The sequence below is a fragment of the Streptomyces sp. NBC_00057 genome (genome assembly GCF_045041165.1).
In the GTDB taxonomy this organism is placed as follows: Bacteria; Actinomycetota; Actinomycetes; order Streptomycetales; family Streptomycetaceae; genus Streptomyces.
Genome location: NZ_CP108256.1, coordinates 3,618,071 through 3,635,096 on the forward strand (window position 1 = coordinate 3,618,071; position 17,026 = coordinate 3,635,096).

15 protein-coding genes are annotated in these 17,026 nt (G+C 70.4%); 4 read left to right on the forward strand and 11 right to left on the reverse strand.

What is annotated here, in order from left to right; all coding sequences use genetic code 11:
• Nucleotides 1-11 precede the first annotated feature (11 nt).
• Genes OG953_RS16690 through OG953_RS16700 form a run of 3 tightly spaced genes read right to left on the reverse strand, consistent with a single transcriptional unit; the run spans nt 12 to nt 3,604 of the window.
• A complete protein-coding gene (locus OG953_RS16690; RefSeq protein WP_405685099.1) occupies nt 12-947 on the reverse strand; it encodes an N-acetylneuraminate synthase family protein in 936 nt (311 codons plus the stop codon).
• A gap of 39 nt (nt 948-986) precedes the next feature.
• A complete protein-coding gene (locus OG953_RS16695) occupies nt 987-2,219 on the reverse strand; it encodes a cytidylyltransferase domain-containing protein (protein WP_405685100.1) in 1,233 nt (410 codons plus the stop codon).
• A gap of 35 nt (nt 2,220-2,254) precedes the next feature.
• Nucleotides 2,255-3,604 (reverse strand): DUF6716 putative glycosyltransferase, encoded by a 1,350-nt coding sequence (locus tag OG953_RS16700; protein WP_405685101.1) that lies wholly within the window; start codon nt 3,602-3,604, stop codon nt 2,255-2,257.
• A gap of 209 nt (nt 3,605-3,813) precedes the next feature.
• Between OG953_RS16700 and OG953_RS16705 the strand changes: the two genes are divergently transcribed.
• The gene (locus tag OG953_RS16705; protein WP_405685102.1) at nt 3,814-4,803 is read left to right on the forward strand and encodes a glycosyltransferase family 2 protein; all 990 of its coding nucleotides are present in this window, start codon (nt 3,814-3,816) and stop codon (nt 4,801-4,803) included.
• Nucleotides 4,800-6,176 carry a polysialyltransferase family glycosyltransferase gene (locus OG953_RS16710; protein ID WP_405685103.1) on the forward strand — a complete coding sequence of 459 codons (1,377 nt, stop codon included), beginning with the start codon at nt 4,800-4,802 and terminating at the stop codon, nt 6,174-6,176. Before OG953_RS16705 ends, OG953_RS16710 begins: the two co-directional genes overlap by 4 nt.
• A 73-nt stretch (nt 6,177-6,249) precedes the next feature.
• Here the strand turns inward: OG953_RS16710 and OG953_RS16715 are convergent, their stop codons facing one another.
• Entirely contained in the window at nt 6,250-8,601 is a 2,352-nt protein-coding gene (locus tag OG953_RS16715) for a glycosyltransferase (RefSeq protein WP_405685105.1), read from the reverse strand.
• Nucleotides 8,598-10,115, reverse strand: a complete 1,518-nt coding sequence (locus OG953_RS16720; RefSeq protein ID WP_405685106.1) for a hypothetical protein — start codon at nt 10,113-10,115, stop codon at nt 8,598-8,600. The genes OG953_RS16715 and OG953_RS16720 overlap by 4 nt, the downstream gene beginning before the upstream one ends.
• A gap of 236 nt (nt 10,116-10,351) precedes the next feature.
• Between OG953_RS16720 and OG953_RS16725 the strand changes: the two genes are divergently transcribed.
• Nucleotides 10,352-10,498, forward strand: a complete 147-nt coding sequence (locus OG953_RS16725) for a hypothetical protein (protein ID WP_405685108.1) — start codon at nt 10,352-10,354, stop codon at nt 10,496-10,498.
• Here OG953_RS16725 and leuE read toward each other — a convergent pair.
• From leuE to OG953_RS16745, 4 genes are all read right to left on the reverse strand, one after another.
• Complete coding sequence (gene leuE, locus OG953_RS16730) at nt 10,485-11,150, reverse strand: leucine efflux protein LeuE (protein WP_405685109.1); 666 nt, start codon at nt 11,148-11,150, stop codon at nt 10,485-10,487. The genes OG953_RS16725 and leuE overlap by 14 nt on opposite strands.
• Before the next feature lie 60 nt (nt 11,151-11,210).
• Complete coding sequence (locus OG953_RS16735) at nt 11,211-11,822, reverse strand: Uma2 family endonuclease (RefSeq protein WP_405685111.1); 612 nt, start codon at nt 11,820-11,822, stop codon at nt 11,211-11,213.
• 89 nt (nt 11,823-11,911) lie between these two features.
• Complete coding sequence (locus OG953_RS16740; protein WP_405685112.1) at nt 11,912-13,492, reverse strand: methylmalonyl-CoA mutase; 1,581 nt, start codon at nt 13,490-13,492, stop codon at nt 11,912-11,914.
• Nucleotides 13,493-13,720: 228 nt separating this feature from the next.
• A complete protein-coding gene (locus OG953_RS16745; RefSeq protein ID WP_405685113.1) occupies nt 13,721-13,849 on the reverse strand; it encodes a hypothetical protein in 129 nt (42 codons plus the stop codon).
• On the opposite strand from OG953_RS16745, the gene OG953_RS16750 reads away from it, so the two are divergent.
• Entirely contained in the window at nt 13,848-14,666 is an 819-nt protein-coding gene (locus OG953_RS16750) for a L,D-transpeptidase family protein (RefSeq protein WP_405685115.1), read from the forward strand. The two genes, OG953_RS16745 and OG953_RS16750, sit on opposite strands and share 2 nt — an antisense overlap.
• A 209-nt stretch (nt 14,667-14,875) precedes the next feature.
• On the opposite strand, the gene OG953_RS16755 is transcribed toward OG953_RS16750, so the two are convergent.
• Nucleotides 14,876-16,069, reverse strand: a complete 1,194-nt coding sequence (locus tag OG953_RS16755) for a hypothetical protein (RefSeq protein ID WP_405685117.1) — start codon at nt 16,067-16,069, stop codon at nt 14,876-14,878.
• Nucleotides 16,069-16,872 carry an RNA polymerase sigma factor gene (locus OG953_RS16760; RefSeq protein ID WP_405691871.1) on the reverse strand — a complete coding sequence of 268 codons (804 nt, stop codon included), beginning with the start codon at nt 16,870-16,872 and terminating at the stop codon, nt 16,069-16,071. The genes OG953_RS16755 and OG953_RS16760 overlap by 1 nt, the downstream gene beginning before the upstream one ends.
• Nucleotides 16,873-17,026: the final 154 nt, after the last annotated feature.

A 17,026-nucleotide genomic window follows, 5' to 3' on the forward strand; every position in this document is an offset into this window, starting at 1 on the left:
CGGTCGGCCCGTCAGACCGCGACCGGCTCGGCGGCCGGGGCCGCCTCGGTGTTCTCGGCGACGACGCCCGCGACCCGGCGGAGCTTCTTCATCGGGCCGAGCTCCGACTCGTACACCTTCTTGATGCCGTCGCCGAGCGAGGCCTCGATGGTGCGGATGTCGCGGACGAGGCGGGTGAGGCCCTGCGGCTCGACGGAGGCGGCCTGGTCGGAGCCCCACATGGCGCGGTCGAGGGTGATGTGGCGCTCGACGAACGCGGCGCCGAGGGCGACGGCGGCGAGGGTCGTCTGGAGGCCGGTCTCGTGGCCGCTGTAGCCGATCGGGACGTTGGGGTACTCCTGCTGGAGGGTGTTGATGACCCGGAGGTTCAGCTCCTCGGCCTTGGCCGGGTACGTCGAAGTGGCGTGGCAGAGAAGGATGTTGTCCGATCCCAGGACCTCTACCGCGTGGCGGATCTGGCGCGGGGTCGACATGCCGGTGGAGAGGATGATCGTGCGGCCGGTCGCCCTCAGGGCACGCAGGAGTTCGTCGTCGGTGAGGGAGGCCGAGGCCACCTTGTGGGCGGGGACGTCGAACTTCTCCAGGAAGGCGACGGCCTCGGTGTCCCACGGGGAGGCGAACCAGTCGATGCCGCGCTTGGCGCAGTGCTCGGAGATGGCCTGGTACTCGGCCTCGCCGAACTCGACGCGGTGGCGGTAGTCGATGTACGTCATCCGGCCCCAGGGGGTGTCGCGCTCGATGTCCCACTGGTCGCGCGGGGTGCAGATCTCCGGGGTGCGCTTCTGGAACTTGACGGCGTCGCAGCCGGCTTCGGCCGCCACGTCGATCAGCGCGAGGGCGTTGTCGAGGTCGCCGTTGTGGTTGATGCCGATCTCGCCGGTGATGTAGACGGGCCGGCCCGGGCCCGCGGCGCGGGTGCCGAGGGTGCGCAGACGGGAGGTGTTCATGAGGTGCGTTTCCTTACTTGGGGGGTGAGTCGCTCGGGGTTACTCGGGGGACTGGGTGGGAGCTGTGGTCGTGAGGGTGGGGCCCAGCAGCCAGGCCGCGATCTCGCGGATGGCGCCGAAGCCGCCAGGGGTGGTCGTGACGGCGCGCGCCGCGGCACGTACCGAGTCATGGGCGCTCGCGACCGCGACGGGCCAGCCGGCGAGCGCGAAGCACGGCAGGTCGTTGACGTCATTGCCGACGTAGAGGACGCGTTCCGGAGCGATGGACTGTTCGTCGCACCACTGCTTGAGCGCCAGGTCCTTGCGGTCGATGCCGTGCAGGACCGGGATGCGGAGCTTGTGGGCGCGGGCCGCGACGACCGGGTTCTGTTCCGTGGAGAGGATCAGCAGCGGCATTCCGGCCTTGCGCAGGGCCGCGATGCCCAGGCCGTCGCCGCGGTGGACGGCGACGATCTCGCGTCCGTCGGCGTCGATGAGGACCCGGTCGTCGGTCTGCGTGCCGTCGAAGTCGAGGACGACCGCGTCGATGTCGTCCAGGGTGGGCAGCGGTGAGGGGTCCAGGAGCGGCGCGAGGGCACGGGCGCGGGCCAGGTCGTGCGGGTCGTCGATCTCCAGGACCCGGGCGGCGTCGGTGCGCACCAGGGCGGTGTGGCCGAAGAAGCGGTGGCGGTGGATACGGAAGCCCGCGGCGTTCATGGCGTACGCGGTGCCGGTCTCCAGCAGGTCCTCCGGGCGGTCCTGGCGCATCTGCCGGACGGACTTGTCGTGGTTGACGCCGTGGTTGTCCTCCTCCGGCGCACTGCCGTCGCGCCAGAGGAAGCCGTGGAACGGGGCCACCGTGACCGCCGTGTCGGCGCCGTCGCGGGCGACGGCCGCGGCGACGCCGTCGATGTCCTCCCGTACGACGAAGGGGCTGGTGCACTGGACCAGCAGCACCACGTCGGCCTTCCGCTCGTGCATCGCCTCGTACGCGTCCAGGGCGTGCAGCACCGCGTCCTCGCTGCTCGCCCTGTCCCCGGCGATGGCCTGGGGACGCTGGACGATGTGGACCCGCTCCGGGGCGCCCAGCATGTCGCCGGCGGCGCGGGCCGCGTCGGCGATGGCCGCGTCGTCGGTCGTCACGACGACGTCCGTGACCTCACGGGAGTCCAGGCAGGCGCGTACGGCGCGGGCGACCAGCGGTACGCCGCCGACCTGGGCGAGGTTCTTGGCCGGGACGCCCTTGGATCCGCCGCGGGCGGGGATCACGGCGAGCACGGTGGGCGGCGTCATCGCTGCTCCTGGTGTCGTGGTGGAAGTGGAGGTGTTCACAGCTCGCCCATCCGCCGGATGACGGGGGCGACCCGCTGGACGCCCTGCCGGTACGCGCCCCGCGCCGCTTCGCGTACCGCGTCACGGACCGCGCCGCGCACCCCGCCGGTCTCGCGCGGCCGGTCGGTGCCCGGCAGCGGGTGGCCGTCGGGGGCCAGGTGGTGGCGGGCGAGGATGCCGGGGAGGTAGCCGGGGGCGGTGGCGGGTGTGTAGTACGGGGCGAGGTCGGGCAGGCGGGCGGCGGCGAGCAGGGCTTCGACGCGTGCGCGGGCGTTGTCGTAGGCCGTTGCGTACGTGCCGTCGGCGGCGACGCCCTGGCCGGCCAGCCATGCGCCGTCGGGCTCCGGGCGGTGGCCGCCGTCCAGGTGGTCCCAGGAGGTGAGCAGGCCGGAGCCGATGAAGTGGTGGTTGCCGAGGGCCTCTCGGACGCCCAGGTCGGTGAGGATCGCGGTCGGGATGCGCCGGTGCAGGGACTCCAGCGCGGCGGTCGAGGAGACCGTGACCAGCAGGTCGGTGCGGTCCAGGACCTCGCCCATGTGCCCGTACACCAGACGGAAGTTGGGCGGCAGTCCGCCGGGCAGCTTCTCCGCGAGCCGCTGGTACGGGAGTTCCTCGATGTGCGTGGTGTGCTCGCCGGGCTTGGAGCGCAGCTTCAGCAGCACCTCGCGGTTCGGGTGCAGCCTGGCGTGCTCGACGAGCCTGCGCAGCAGATACGTACGGTCGGCGCGGGAGGCCGGTACGGAGGGCTGGGCGGCGAAGACGACCGTGTCGCGGCCCTCCTGCGGGCGGTGCGGCTCGCCGCCGAGGAACGGCAGGGCGGCCTCCGTGACGGCCGAGGCATCGGCGCCCACTCCCTCGTACACCGCGCGGAAACGCTCCGCGTCGTGGCGGGAGTTGGCGAGGACGACGTCCGCGCCGTGCCGCAGCAGCAGCCCGTCGGCGAGCTTCTCGTAGACGACTCCGACATAGCCGGTGACGACGACGGGCCTGGCGGGCAGCCGCAGCGCGGCGAGTCCGTGCAGCATCGCCTGGACGGCTCCCCCGACGAGGGCGAGTACGACGACGTCGTATCCCTCGTCCCGCACCGTGTGCAGGAATTCGACGGCCGTCACCTCGCGCACCCGGTCGGCGTCGATACCGACGTCGCCGACCTCGGCCAGCTGGCGCGGGGTCGGGGTGGCCCGGCCGCGCAGCAGGAGTCCGCTGATCTCGACGCGCTGCGTCGACCTCGCGGAAGCACCGGTGGTGAGGCGGCGCGCGGTGAGCGCGCCCCATTTCCACCGGGTGTCGGAGTCTGCGAGTACGGCTACCCGGAGGGCGGTCGTCTTATCGGTACGTGGGGGCACGTCCCAGAACTTAGGAAGGCATTTCGATTCGCGGCCCAACGTGACGGCAACAGCTGGTTAACAGCCCACCGACGCTTGGCGAATCACCTCCACAAAGGGGACGCAATCGCCCATGATTCATCCTGGTTCATCATTCCGACATTCGCCGTTCACCCGGTGTCCCTCCTGGGGTCAAGGCAAATGACGGGCTCCCCCCTAGCGTGAGACGGGTGGTTAAGCTTTCGGTCATCGTGCCGTTCTACAACGTGCAGACATACGCCCCCGACACCTTGAGAAGCCTGCGGGCCAATGCCCGCGAGGACTTCGAATTCATCCTCGTCGACGACTGTTCGACCGACGGGACCGCGGACATTCTGCGCCGCGCCGAGGACGAGATTCCGGGGGTGGTCGTACGCAGACACAAGCAGAACGGCGGACTGGCCACCGCCCGTAACACCGGCCTGGACGCGGCGCGCGGCGAGTACATCGCCTTCCTGGACGGCGACGACTGGCTGGCGCCCGGCCACTACGCCGACGTCCTGGCCCGGACGGTGGCGCTGGGCTGCGACTTCGTCCGTACCGACCATGTCCAGGTCGAAGGCACCAGCCGTACGGTGCACCGCGTCCCGCACGGCAGGCGCGGCGAGGTACTGGACCCGCGGGACGCGATCCTGCCCGCCGGGCGGTCCACCTCGGTCGACTATCCGTACGCCTGGGCCGGGCTGTACCACCGGCGTCTCCTGGACCGCGGGCTGCTGCATTTCACGGACGGTCTGCGCACCGCGGAGGACCGCCCGTGGATCTGGCGGCTGCATCGCGAGGCCGATTCTTTTGCGGTGCTGGGACTTCTCGGAATCTTTTACCGGCGTGGGATCGCCTCTTCGCTCACCCAGATCGGTGACGTACGCCAACTCGATTTCATTCGCTCGTTCGACCAGGTCATTCGGGAAACGGCCGAGGACCGCGACGCACAGGCACTGCTGCCGAAAGCGGTCCGTACCTATTGCGCGATCATTTCCCACCACATGAGCTCGATCGAAAGGTTCGAACCAGCAGTGGCCCGCACATTGAAGTCGATGAGTGGAGCCGCGCTCAAACGAATGCCGCAGCAGGTGCTCGACGACGCCCTGGACTCGATGGACGTACAGCGCGCCACGATGCTGCGCCGGCTGAGGCGCCGCCCGGTCGCCGCGGGTGCCAAGGAGGTGGCGGCCGCGTGAACAACGCCCGGTCCCGCACCACGCAGATCTTCTTCGCCTCCACCCTCTACGGCACCGCCACGCTCGCCGCCGCACTCGACGCGGGCTGCTTCCCGGACGCGGACCGCCGCATCCTGCTCGTCTCGAACAACGCGGCCGTCCCTGAGACGACACCCGCCGTCGACGCGATGCCGGGGTTCGACGCGCTGCGCAGCCGTTTCGACGACGTGATGTCGTGGAACACGACGATCGCCCCCTTCCACCCCAGCGGCTGGTCGCCGCGCCCCGACGACGTACCCCTGTGGGAGCGGCATCTGCGCCTGTCCTGGGGACTCGGCGACGACGACATCGAGCTCGCGGTCGAGTCGATCCAGGTCAACCCCGCGATGGCCATCGCCCAGATCTTCACCGGCGCACCGGTCGATGTGTACGCGGACGGGCTGATGAGCTACGGCCCCACCCGTAACAAGATCGACCCGCTGGTCGGTACGCGGGTGCGCCGGCTGCTCCATCTCGACCTGGTGCCGGGGCTGAAGCCACTGCTGCTCACGGAGTTCGGGGTGACACCGCAGATCGTGCCGACCGAGGTGTTCCTCAAGGTGCTCGGTGAGCTGGGGGACGCGCCCGAGGTCCAGGGCAGCGTGCCGTCCGTGGAAGCTCCCGCCCTGCTGCTCGGCCAGTACCTCTCCGCGCTCGGTCTGATCAGCGCGGCCGAGGAGGAGAACCTGCATCTGCGGATGATGCGGGGCGCGGTCGCGCTCGGCCACACCCGCATCGTCTTCAAGCCGCATCCCACGGCCCCGGCGCAGTGGTCGCGGGCGATGGGCGCGGAGGCGGAGAAGCTCGGCGCCGAACTGACGGTGCTGGACGCGGGGGTGCTCACCGCCCCGGTCCTCGCCGAGGTGCTCTACCAGCGGATGCGGCCCGCGCTGGTCGTCGGCTGCTTCTCGACGGCGCTGCTCACCGCGTCGGCGTTCTACGGGTTGCCGGTGGCCCGGGTCGGCACGGAGATGCTGCTGGACCGGCTCGCCCCGTACGAGAACAGCAACCGCGTCCCGGTCACGCTCGTCGACGTACTGGTGCCGGAGGTGACGGACCGGGCGGCCGTCGAGAGGGCGGGCGCGGCGGACCCGGCGGATGTGGCGGATCTGACCGGGCTGGTCACCGCGGTCGGGTTCGCGATGCAGCCGAGGATCTACCCCGGGCTGCGGCCGGCCGCCGAACGGTATCTCTCCGCGCACCTGGACGCCAGGACGTGGCGGTACTTCAAGCGCAAGCGGCTCACTTCGCTGGCGCTGCCGGGGGCGGTACCTGCGCAGTTCGCGTTCCTGCCGCGCAACGCGGTGGTGCGGAGGGTGGCACGGTCGGTGCGGCGGCGCGTGGTGCGGCAGTAGGTGTCGGGCGCTGCGTCCTCGGTCGCCGGACGGGCTTGATCTCAAGCCCGTCCGGCGATTTCGCGCTCGTCCCTCAGACGCGCACGCCGCCCTGGATCACCCGCAGGTCCGCCGCGTTGGCCTCGGTGACCTTCCACAGTTCCTGCTGCCGGCCGTGCACATCGGCGACCGCCGCCGCATGGTCGTCCAGCAGTCCGGCCGCCCGTTCCACGAGCCGGGCACCGAGGTGGCGGTCGTGGACCGAGATGCCCCACTCCGGACGGTCGATGTCGGAGAGGAAGTACGCCATCTTCGGGTGCGAGATCAGGCTGATGATCGGCGTACCGCAGCCGAACGGGATCATGCCCGCGTGTCCGCGCATCCCGATGACCAGCTTCGTACGGGCGTACGTGTCGCGGATCTCGTCGTTGCCGAAGTCGTACATCGGGATCACCGGCAGCGCGATTCCGTGCTCGCGCCGCAGGTCGAACGCGATCCGCTCGTCGTCCAGCGAATGGGCCACGCACCGCACCTCGGCACGCTTGCCGAGCTCCTTCACCGCGGTGGCCATCTCGGCGAGGAAGTGCCCGTAGTCATGGCCGAAGCGGAGCCCGGACCGGTCGTACGCGGCGTTGATCAGAACAGTGTTCTCGCGCTGTACGGGGTCGGTCCAGCCGTCCACCAGCTGCCGGGTGACCGTGGTCGGGCAGGGCTGGAAGCGGACCTTGTCGTGCAGCGACGACGGCAGGAGCTCGCGGACCTTCTCGATCGAGCCGTGGTTGCGCAGCCCGAAGAACGAGGCGCGCTCCACCAGCTTCCGCAGGGAGGAGAGGAACCGGTCCCGGCCGTGGCCGTACGCCTGGCCGTCGAAGGCGTTGAAGCCGACCGCGTACACCATGACGGGTACGTCGATCCGGTCGAGGAGTTCGTCCGGGACGTTCCACTGCCAGCCGCTGTTGCCGTTGGGCGCGGTGTCCGGGATGAAGAGGCCGCCGCCGCCGATGACCAGTCCGCGGCGCTCGTTGACCCGCTCCAGTGCGGCCTCGTCGAAGAGCCGGTGGGCGTGGATCGAGTGCCAGCGCCGGGGACCGGTGTCCCGGCCGAAGGCCAGCCGTACGCTCTCGGGCAGCAGCTTGTCACCGGCGTTGCCCTGCCGCTCCATGTAGAAGGCGACATGGGCGAGTTGGCCGGATGCGGGGCCCTCCACGGGTGCGGGCACGTCCGTGGTGCGCTTGTACATCAGCCGGTTCGCGCGGTGGGTCGGGTCGACTCCGAGGCCCTTGAGGGCGTACTCGGCCGCCGCGTCGTCGTCGCCGTGGATCCAGGCGATCTGGGCGAGGCGGCCGAAGGCGGTCGCGGCCCGGTTGGGGGCCGCGGTGGCGAGCAGGAGCCGGGCGCGGGCCTCCTCGTAGCGGGAGACGCTCATCAGGGCGTGGCCGAACACCTCGTGCGGCCAGGCCTCGTCGACGGGTATCCGGACCCGGCCCAGCAGATCGGCCGCCTCCTGGTACTCGCCCGTGGCGATGTGGGCGGCGGCGACCTTGCGGGCGGCCTCCGGGGAACCGGTGCGCAGCACGTGTGGGGTGCCGTAGTGGACCAGCAGATCGTGGTGCTTGGCGCCGGGCAGAGCCAGGTACGTGGAGTGGAACTCGGCGTCGGACAGGTCGAATTCGTGCCAGCGGTCCTGGGCCTCGCGGTAGCCGGACTCGCCGCCCTGCCAGGGCTTGTGCCGCCCGGTGAAGTGCAGGATCGCAGTGGAGTCGGGGACCGGGAGGTCGCCGGAGAGCCGGCGCTTGACGAAGTTGTAGCGGGCGTCGAGCTGCACGAAGTCACCGTCGAGCACGGCGTTGAGGATGCCCTGGTCGTGCTTGTCGAGCTCGTACGTACCGGCCCGGCCGACCTCGTCGAGCTTCGCGCAGAACGCGTCGCTCAGATACTCGCGCTGGATCACCAGCAGCCCGCTGTTGAGCTTGTGCTGCCCGTAGAAGAACTGCGGTACGGCGGCCAGTCCGTCGCGCAGCTTCAGCAGTTCACCGAGATCGCCGAGGACCACCATGTCGGTGTCCAGAGTGATCACGGTGTCGTAGTCGCGCACCCGGAACACATCGAGGATGAAGTAGGCCTTGCGCACCAGGTAGTTGTCCTGGTCGCCCTTGGCGTACGAGTCGTAGTGCTCGGCGTCGACGCGGCGGAAGTCGATGCGTGGGTGCAGCGCCCGGATCTGTGCGACGGAGGCGGGGCGCAGCCCGTCGTGCAGGACGAGGAAGTCCTCGCAGACGTTCGGGTTGGAGAGGGCGAGGCTGCGCAGCAGGGCGAGGAAGCCGGGCAGGTAGTTCTCGTCGACGAAGCTCGCGAAGGCGACCCGGCGCTTGCCGGTGAGCGCGTTCGCGGGGGCGGGCGACACGGGAAGTGCCTTGACGGGAAGGGGCATGGCAGTCGTCGTCATCGCAGTCGGATCCTCATGTCGGTGACGCTCTGGGCGCGTTCCATGACCCAGGCCTTCTCGCTGGTGTACTCGTGCACGGAGGTGATGGGCATCCGCATCGCACCGGGCAGGCGATAGGCCCCGCTCTCGTAGAAGTCGAAGCCGATCAGGTCGAGCCGGCTGCTGACGTCCAGGTGGTCGAGGAGCCACAGCATGTTGAACCCGGTGGTGGGAATGGCCGGCCAGACGTCGGCGCCGACGCGCCCGATGTCCCGCAGCGGCCAGCGCAGCGACTCGTCGCCCAGGTACTGCTGGGCGCCCGGGACGAGGCGGTTGCGCAGGGAGTATTTCCAGTCGCCGGAGATCCCGCCGAAGACCAGCCGGGTGTGCACCTTCTGGTCCCAGTTGAAGCCGTGCTTGTGGATGGTGGCGTGGATGTCGGTGCGCCGTCCGGTCGCCGCCGGGTCGATCCGGTACGAGTTGAAGCGGACGACCAGGTCGTAGCCGTCGATCTCGGCGCCCATGGAACTGCTGCCGACGCGCTGGGAGTTGGCGATGAGGCAGATCGACTTGCCCGCTATCCGGTTGCGGAACTCGCCGACCGTGGTCCACTCGACGCCGCCGAAGGTGGGGTCCTCGACCGGGCCCCGCATGCGGCTTCTGCGCTGCTCGGCGTAGAGCGCGACGATTCCGGTGAGTCCGGCCACGGCGCCCGGGTCCGTTCGGGCCGCCTCCATGGCCAGGTCGAGGTACTGGGACGTGGCGTCCTGGAGCTCCGTCACCGGGGCACCGTCGCGCTCCTGCGAGAGCAGGGCGCCGACCAGCCGGGGCCTCGCCCGGTCCCAGTCGCCGCGCGCCTGGAGCGCCAGGCCCTCGGCCCAGGACTCGGTGACGGGCCGGGCGGCGAACTGCGCGGCGTCGGGGCAGTCGCGCTCCAGCCTCCGCAGCAGTTCGTCCTGCCGGTCACCGCCCAGCCGCATGCCGACGACCTTGGCCGCGACGCCGAAGCCGTCGTCGTCGGTGAACTCCAGGTAGCGCTCGTACGCCTCGATGGCGGCGTCCTCCGCGCCCATCGCCTCCAGCGTCCTGGCCCGCAGCCGCCACCCGGCCCGCGAACGCCTGCGCTGGGTCAGCACGGTGTCCCCGATGAGGAGCGCGAGCTTCAGCTCGTCCTCGTATCCGCAGTCCAGCGCCTTGTTGCCGACCGCGAGCAGCGGGTCGAGCAGTTCGTCGACGAGGGCGGTCGCGGTGCCCGCCTGGGCCTTGCCGGGGCGCCGGATCAGCGCGATCGGGGACATGGCGGGCGCGGGTTCCGCGGACGGTGCCGCGGCGTGCACGGCCAGCATGTGCCGCAGCGCCTCCGCGAGTGCCGTACGCCGCCGGTCCAGCCCCGCCACCAGCTTGGCGCTGTGCGCGGCGCAGGCGCGCAGGCACACGTCCAGGTCGGTCGGGGTGACGTGGGCAAGCTGCGACGTGACACCCTGGGTCGGGGCCGCGTCACCTTGCCGTGGCCAACGGGTGCGGGCTTCTCTCATGGCGCTCCAAGCGTCTGGTGCCCGTGGGGGGAGGGGGCGTATCCGGGTAATGCGGTCACCGGAGCGCGCCGGGAGATGTGCCCCGCCCCGTCGGGGAGTGCGGATGCTCGGCGCGCGTGTTCGGTTCCACGACACGCTAAGAAACGCGTACGGCCACCGGATGAACTCGCCCTGTCGGAACGGGAAACTGCGCACTGCCCCCGCTGGTACGAGCGCCTTGCGCCCACCTTGACCGCGTGCACCGCACGGAAGCCTACGAGGTGTACGGAAAGGACCTGTTCCTGGTCCGCCCCGACGGCTGCATCGGCTGGGCGGGCGAGGACGCCCCGGGCCAGGCACAGTACCTGGCCCCGCTGGGCGTCGTCGCGGTCACACGCTGCTGAGCGAGAGCTTCGCCGCGAACCCCAGGAAGAGCAGTCCGGCCGCCGAAGTGGCTCCCGCGGACAGCCGCTTGCGGCGGCGGAACGCGGCGGACAGACGGGTGCCGCCGAATATCAGCATCGACAGATAGAGGAAGCTGGCGATCTGCAGCAGGGTGCCCAGTACCAGGAAGGACAGCGCCGGATAGGCGTAGCCGGGGTCGACGAACTGCACGAAGAACGAGATCAGGAACAGGATCGCCTTCGGGTTGAAGAGGCTGACCACCAGCGCCCGCCGGTACGGCCGTTCCATCGCCGCGGCGGCCTCGGGCGCGGCGGCCTCATCGGTCAGCTCGGCCATCCGCCGGTGCCGCTCGCGCCACATGGCCACCGCGGCCCGCAGCATGCCGATCGCCAGCCAGGTCAGATAGCCCGCACCCGCGAACTTGACGACGGCGAACAGCACCGGCGTCGTCTGCAACAGCGACGAGGCCCCCAGTGCGGACAATGTCATCAGCACGGTGTCCCCGGTCCACACCCCGGCCGCCGCCACATAACCGGTCCGCACACCGCGCCGCGCGGCGACGGACAGCACGTACAGCGAATTCGGCCCCGGCAGAAGAACGATCAGCACCAGGCCTGCGAGATAGGTCGGAAGATCGGTGACACCTAGCATGAAACGGAGTGTCGCACGCGGGTACGACACTCCGTTCGGGGGGTTCGGGGAAATCCGGGGTCAGTCCAAGTCGCCGTCGAGGAGGCGGTCCACGGAGAGCTTCATCTCGACACCGACCACGTCCGGCACGGTGCACGACGTCCCGCGCTTGTGGGGCACCTTGTTCTTGTACTCGCCGCCCCGCGGGTCACTGCAGAGCAGCACCTGGTCATGCTTGCGATCGGCCACGACGTAGACCGGAATGCCCGCCTGGGCGTAGTCCTCGACCTTGGGACCGAGGTCGTCCGCCCAGTTGGTGGAGGTCACCTCCACCACCATGCGGAAGGCGTGGGCGGCGTAGCAGTTCTTCATGACATGGGCGTCCCTGAAGTCCGCCTCGACGACCGACAGATCGGGAATCGCGTAGTCCTCCGGCCCGGTGGGCAGCCACAGCCCGACCCCCTGGACGAGTCTGAGCCCCACCGTGCGTGCCCGGGCGCCGAACTCCTCGCCCAGCCAGGACAAGGCCAGAGCATGCGTTCCGTCCGCTGGTGGTGTCACAGTGAGCCTCCCCTGGAGAATCTCCACGCGATGCCCAGGCAGCGAGCGTGCGAGCTGTTCGGCTGCCTCGCCGAGCGTCAGCTCGGGCTGTTCCTGCTCCCGCACCTGCTCCTCGTGCTGTATTACGGCCACGGCATCCTCCTTTCGGGGGCCACTGTTCATGAGCTTATCCGGGGCCATGGACATTCAGCGAGAGATCACCCCTGCGGGTGGACATCACTTCAGAACGCAACCGTAGGCGCATAAGTCCCCCACACCTCCCGCAGCGCATTGCACACCTCGCCCACCGTCGCCCGTGCCTTGAGGGCGTCCTTCATCGGGTACAGGACGTTGTCCGTGCCCTCGGCCGCCTTCTTCAGCCGGCCCAGCGCCTCGTCGACCGCGCCCTGGTCGCGCTCGGCCCGCAGCTTCGCCAGTCGGGCCGCCTGCTGGGCCTCGATCGCGGGGTCGACGCGCAGCGGCTCGTACGGCTCCTCCTCGTCGAGCTGGAAGCGGTTGACGCCGACCACGACACGCTCGGCGCTGTCGGTCTCCAGGGCGATGCGGTACGCGCTGCGCTCGATCTCGTTCTTCTGGAAGCCGCGCTCGATCGCGTCGACCGCGCCGCCCATGTCCTCGACCTTGAGCATCAGCTCCAGGGCGGCAGCTTCGACATCGTCGGTCATCTTCTCGACGACGTACGAACCCGCGAACGGGTCCACGGTGGCCGTGACGTCCGTCTCGTACGCCAGGACCTGCTGGGTGCGGAGGGCGAGGCGGGCGGACTTGTCGGTCGGCAGGGCGATCGCCTCGTCGAAGGAGTTGGTGTGCAGCGACTGCGTACCGCCGAGGACCGCGGCCAGGCCCTGGACGGCGACGCGCACCAGGTTGACCTCGGGCTGCTGGGCGGTGAGCTGGACGCCCGCGGTCTGGGTGTGGAAGCGCAGCATCAGCGACTTGGGGTTCTTCGCGCCGAACTCCTCCTTCATCACCCTCGCCCAGATCCGGCGGGCGGCGCGGAACTTGGCGACCTCTTCGAGGATCGTCGTACGGGCGACGAAGAAGAAGGAGAGACGGGGGGCGAAGTCGTCGACGTCCATGCCGGCCGCGACGGCGGTACGTACGTACTCGATGCCGTCCGCGAGGGTGAACGCGATCTCCTGCGCGGGCGAGGCCCCGGCCTCCGCCATGTGGTAGCCGGAGATCGAGATGGTGTTCCACTTCGGGATCTCGGCCTTGCAGTACTTGAAGATGTCGGCGATCAGCCGCAGCGAGGGCTTGGGCGGAAAGATGTACGTGCCGCGGGCGATGTACTCCTTGAGGACGTCGTTCTGGATGGTGCCGGTCAGTCTGTCCGCCGGGACGCCCTGCTCCTCGCCGACCAGCTGGTACATGAGGAGCAGCAGCGCGGCGGGCGCGTTGATCGTCATCGAGGTGGAGACCTTGTCGAGCGGGATCCCGCCGAACAGGACCCGCATGTCCTCGACCGAGTCGATCGCCACACCGACCTTGCCGACCTCGCCGGACGCGATCGCCGCGTCGGAGTCGTGGCCCATCTGGGTGGGCAGGTCGAAGGCGACGGAGAGGCCCATCGTGCCGTTGGCGATCAGTTGCTTGTAGCGGGCGTTGGATTCCGTGGCCGTACCGAAACCTGCGTACTGACGCATCGTCCACGGCCGGCCGGTGTACATCGACGGGTAGACACCGCGCGTGAAGGGGTAGGCACCCGGCTCTCCCAGCTTGTCGTCGGGGTTCCACCCGTCGAGTGCGTCCGGCCCGTACACCGGCTCGATGGGCAGTCCCGACTCCGACTCGCGCGTCATCTGCTGTGCCTCCCGCTGAAGCTGCTCGGTAAAGCTACTTACTGGTAATCAAGGATTCCCGCGACGGACTGTAGCGGCGGGCACGAGACCGGTGGAGGTGCACGGGCTGGGACCTTGCTCACAGCCCCTCCCCACGACCCTCGCCGCCGCTCTCCCCATCATGCGCGGGCTTTGGCAACCGGGCAGAGCGGGAATCCGTCCAAGGGGACACCGGAGAAACCCGGAGAATCAGGGGGCCGAGATGATACGCAGCATCACCGGAAGCACGTCACGGCGCAGGGCACCGGGCAGGGCGCGGGTCAGGACACGGGGTTGGGCGGGGACCACGGCCACGGCGGCGCTCGCCGTTCTCGCCATGACCGCCGCGACCGCCGGCTGCAAGGCGCAGCCCGCCGACAGCGCGTCCGCGGCCCCGCCGTCACCGCCCCGGGCCACGGCGACCGACGACGCCAAGCCCCCGGCGTCACAGTCGCCCTCACCGGACGCATCGTCGTCGTCCCCGAAGGCCACCCCGACGCCCACGCCGAAGCCGGACCCGCAGGGCACGACGCTGATGGCGAGCGGTTCCGAGGGCAAGCGGGTGCGGGAACTGCAGGCCCGGCTGCGGCAGATCGGCCACTTCGACCGCTCCCCCACCGGCTACTACGGCACCGTCACGGTCGCCGCCGTCCAGTCCTTCCAGGGCAAGCGCGGCCTCTCCCGTACGGGCAGGACGGACACCGTCACCTGGCAGAAGCTGCTCGGCATGACGCACGAGCCGACGGCCGCCGAGCTGAATCCGCCGACCGCCCTGCCCGTCACCAAGCCGGACAAGCGCTGCACGACGGGCCGGGTGCTCTGCATCAGCAAGAACAGCCGGACGCTGTCATGGATGATCGACGGCCGCGTCGTCTCGTCGATGGACGTCCGCTTCGGCTCCCAGTACACGCCGACCCGCAAAGGCACCTTCTCCGTCTACTGGAAGTCACGGCACCATGTGTCGACGATCTACCACACGGCCATGCCGTACGCGATGTTCTTCAGCGGCGGCCAGGCGGTGCACTACTCGGCGGACTTCGCGGCCCGTGGCTACAGCGGTGCCTCGCACGGCTGCGTCAATGTCCGTGACGAGGGAAAGATCGCCTCGCTCTTCGCCCAGGTGAGCACGGGCGACAAGGTCGTCGTCTACGGGTAGTGGGGCCTGTCCGGCCGGAAGGAAAGGGGCGCGGACGGGACCGGGGGAACGTGTCCCGCCCGCGCCAATGCGCTGAGCCGCAGGTACGGGGGGAACCCCGGCTCTGTGCGCTGCCGATGACCAGTCGGCTCACTCTGTACTGCGCCGTGTCCTCGAAAAACGTCACACCTTGTGGTGGGCGGCTTGAAAAGGACTGGCGCGCACGGCTCTCAGCCGGGCGATCCGACGCCACCGAGGGACGCCCGGTCCGCTGCCGGCGAGGAGACCGGGGTCGAGGGTGACTGCGACGGCGGGGTGGTGAACCGGATCGCCGGGAGGGGGTTGGAGCCGCCGTCCCCGTTCGAATCGCCGTCGTCGCTCTGCTCGCCGCCGCTGCCCGGGCCGTTCTGGCCGTCCGTGTCCTTGTCGATCATGCGGTCGCAGAACCGGTCCAGATTGCGGGCACCCTTCGCCAGCGCTTCGAGATACCGTCTGCGGTCGTCGTCCAGCTTGCCGTCGCGGTAGTCGCGGCAGGCCTTGAGCGCCTTGGCGTACCAGTCGCCGGAGGTGCCGTTCCCGGAGCCGTCGGGCTGCTTGCCGTTCTCGGTGCCGTTCCCGGAGCCGTTCCCGGAGCCGTTCCCGGAGCCGTTCCCGGAGCCGTTCTCGGTGCCGTTCTCGGTGCCGTTCGAGGTTCCGCTCGCGGTGCCGTCGGGCTTCCGGTTGTCGTCGCCCTCGCGGTCCTCGCCCTTGCCGGTTCTGCCGTTGTCCCGGTCACCGGTGGGGGCGGAGGGATCCGCCGGCGGTGTGGAGGGCCCCGTCTCCGAGGAGGCGGGTGGCTGTGCGGACGGGCTCTCGTCGGTGACGGCCCCCGAGCCGAGCTCCTCGGGCGTCGCCGCGGCGGAGACGGAGGCCGCCGGTACGGGAGTGTGTTCGCCGAACGGTCCGGGGAGCATCCCGGTGCTCGCGGCCACGGCCACCCCGCCGAGCGCGCAGCCCGCGAAGGAGGCGACCAGGCCGAAGCGGATGGGCCGGCTCCACCCCAGGGAGCGGGTACGGCCGGAGCCTGCGGAGGAAGAGGGGCGGTGCGGGGCGAAGCCGTCGGAGGCGGGCCGGATGTGCACCGGTTCGCGTACGTCGGCCGGTGCCGGTTCGCCCGTCTTCTCGGTGTGCCCCTTCACCAGCGGGTTCGCCGCCCGTGTCCGTGCGCGCGCGGATTGCGCGGCGGTGCGGAAGGCGGCCAGCGCCGCGGCCTCGCCCGGCAGTTCGCCGGTGGCCGGGCGGGCGGCCCGTGCGGCGGCGTCCAGCGCTGCCGCGAGCCTTTCCGCTTCTGTACGCGACTGACCGCCCACGGGATCGACCGGTTCGCCGCGGAGCAATCTCTCCGCCGTGTCCTTGTCAAGCCATTCGTAGTGCTCGTCGGCCATCACATGTCCTTCTGCGTCCACAGACGCGAATGCGTCACACCGGCCGGCGCCGCCGAACCGTTGCGGGAAGGGCGCTGGGCGGGCACGGCGCCGAGTTCCGCCGTACGACCTGCCGTGCTTGTGCGAGGGGCGGGCGGATCCGCCGGATCGCCCGCGGGAACACGGTCCGCGGCGATGCCCGCGCCGCCTTCGGCACGGCCGTCGCCGCCCTCGCCGTCCCCGTCACCGGGGCGGCCGCCGGCATCGTCCGCGTCGTCCGTGCGCAGCAGCTCGGCCAGCCGCTTCAGCCCCCGGTGCGCCGCGGTGCGTACCGCCCCCGGCCGCTTGCCCAGCGTCTGGGCCGCGCTCTTCGCGTCCAGGCCGACGACCACCCGCAGCACCACGGCCTCGGCCTGGTCCTGGGGCAGCTGGGCGATGAGCGACATCGTGCGGCCGGTGGCCAGGGCCTCCATCGCCTCGTCGGCGGTGTCGGACTCGGCCGGCTTCTCCGACAGCTCCGACTCGTCGCCGCCGATCGCGGGACGCCTGCCGCGCATCCGCAGATGGTCCAGGGCACGGTTACGGGCTATCCGTGCCGCCCAGCCGCGGAAGCGGTCGGCGTCGCCGCTGAACCGGTCGAGGTCGCGCGCTATCTGCAGCCAGGACTCGGACGCCACGTCCTCGGCATCCGGATCCCCCACAAGTGTCCGTATGTAGCCCAGAAGTCGCGGCTGTACAGCGCGGTACACAGTACGGAAGGCGTCTTCGTCCCCGTCCTGTGCCGCGAGCACCGCGGCAGTGAGCTCCGCGTCGTCCCCCAGCACTCCCTCAACCTGCCCTGCTGTCCCGAATCGCAGCTGGTCATCACTGCCGCGCCACCCTGCGCGACTCAGCACGCTACGTCCTTCGCGGGGGTCGCGTCCATGGCTTGTACAACCTGCAACATTCTCCCGACACGGTGCGGTGTGACAAAAAACG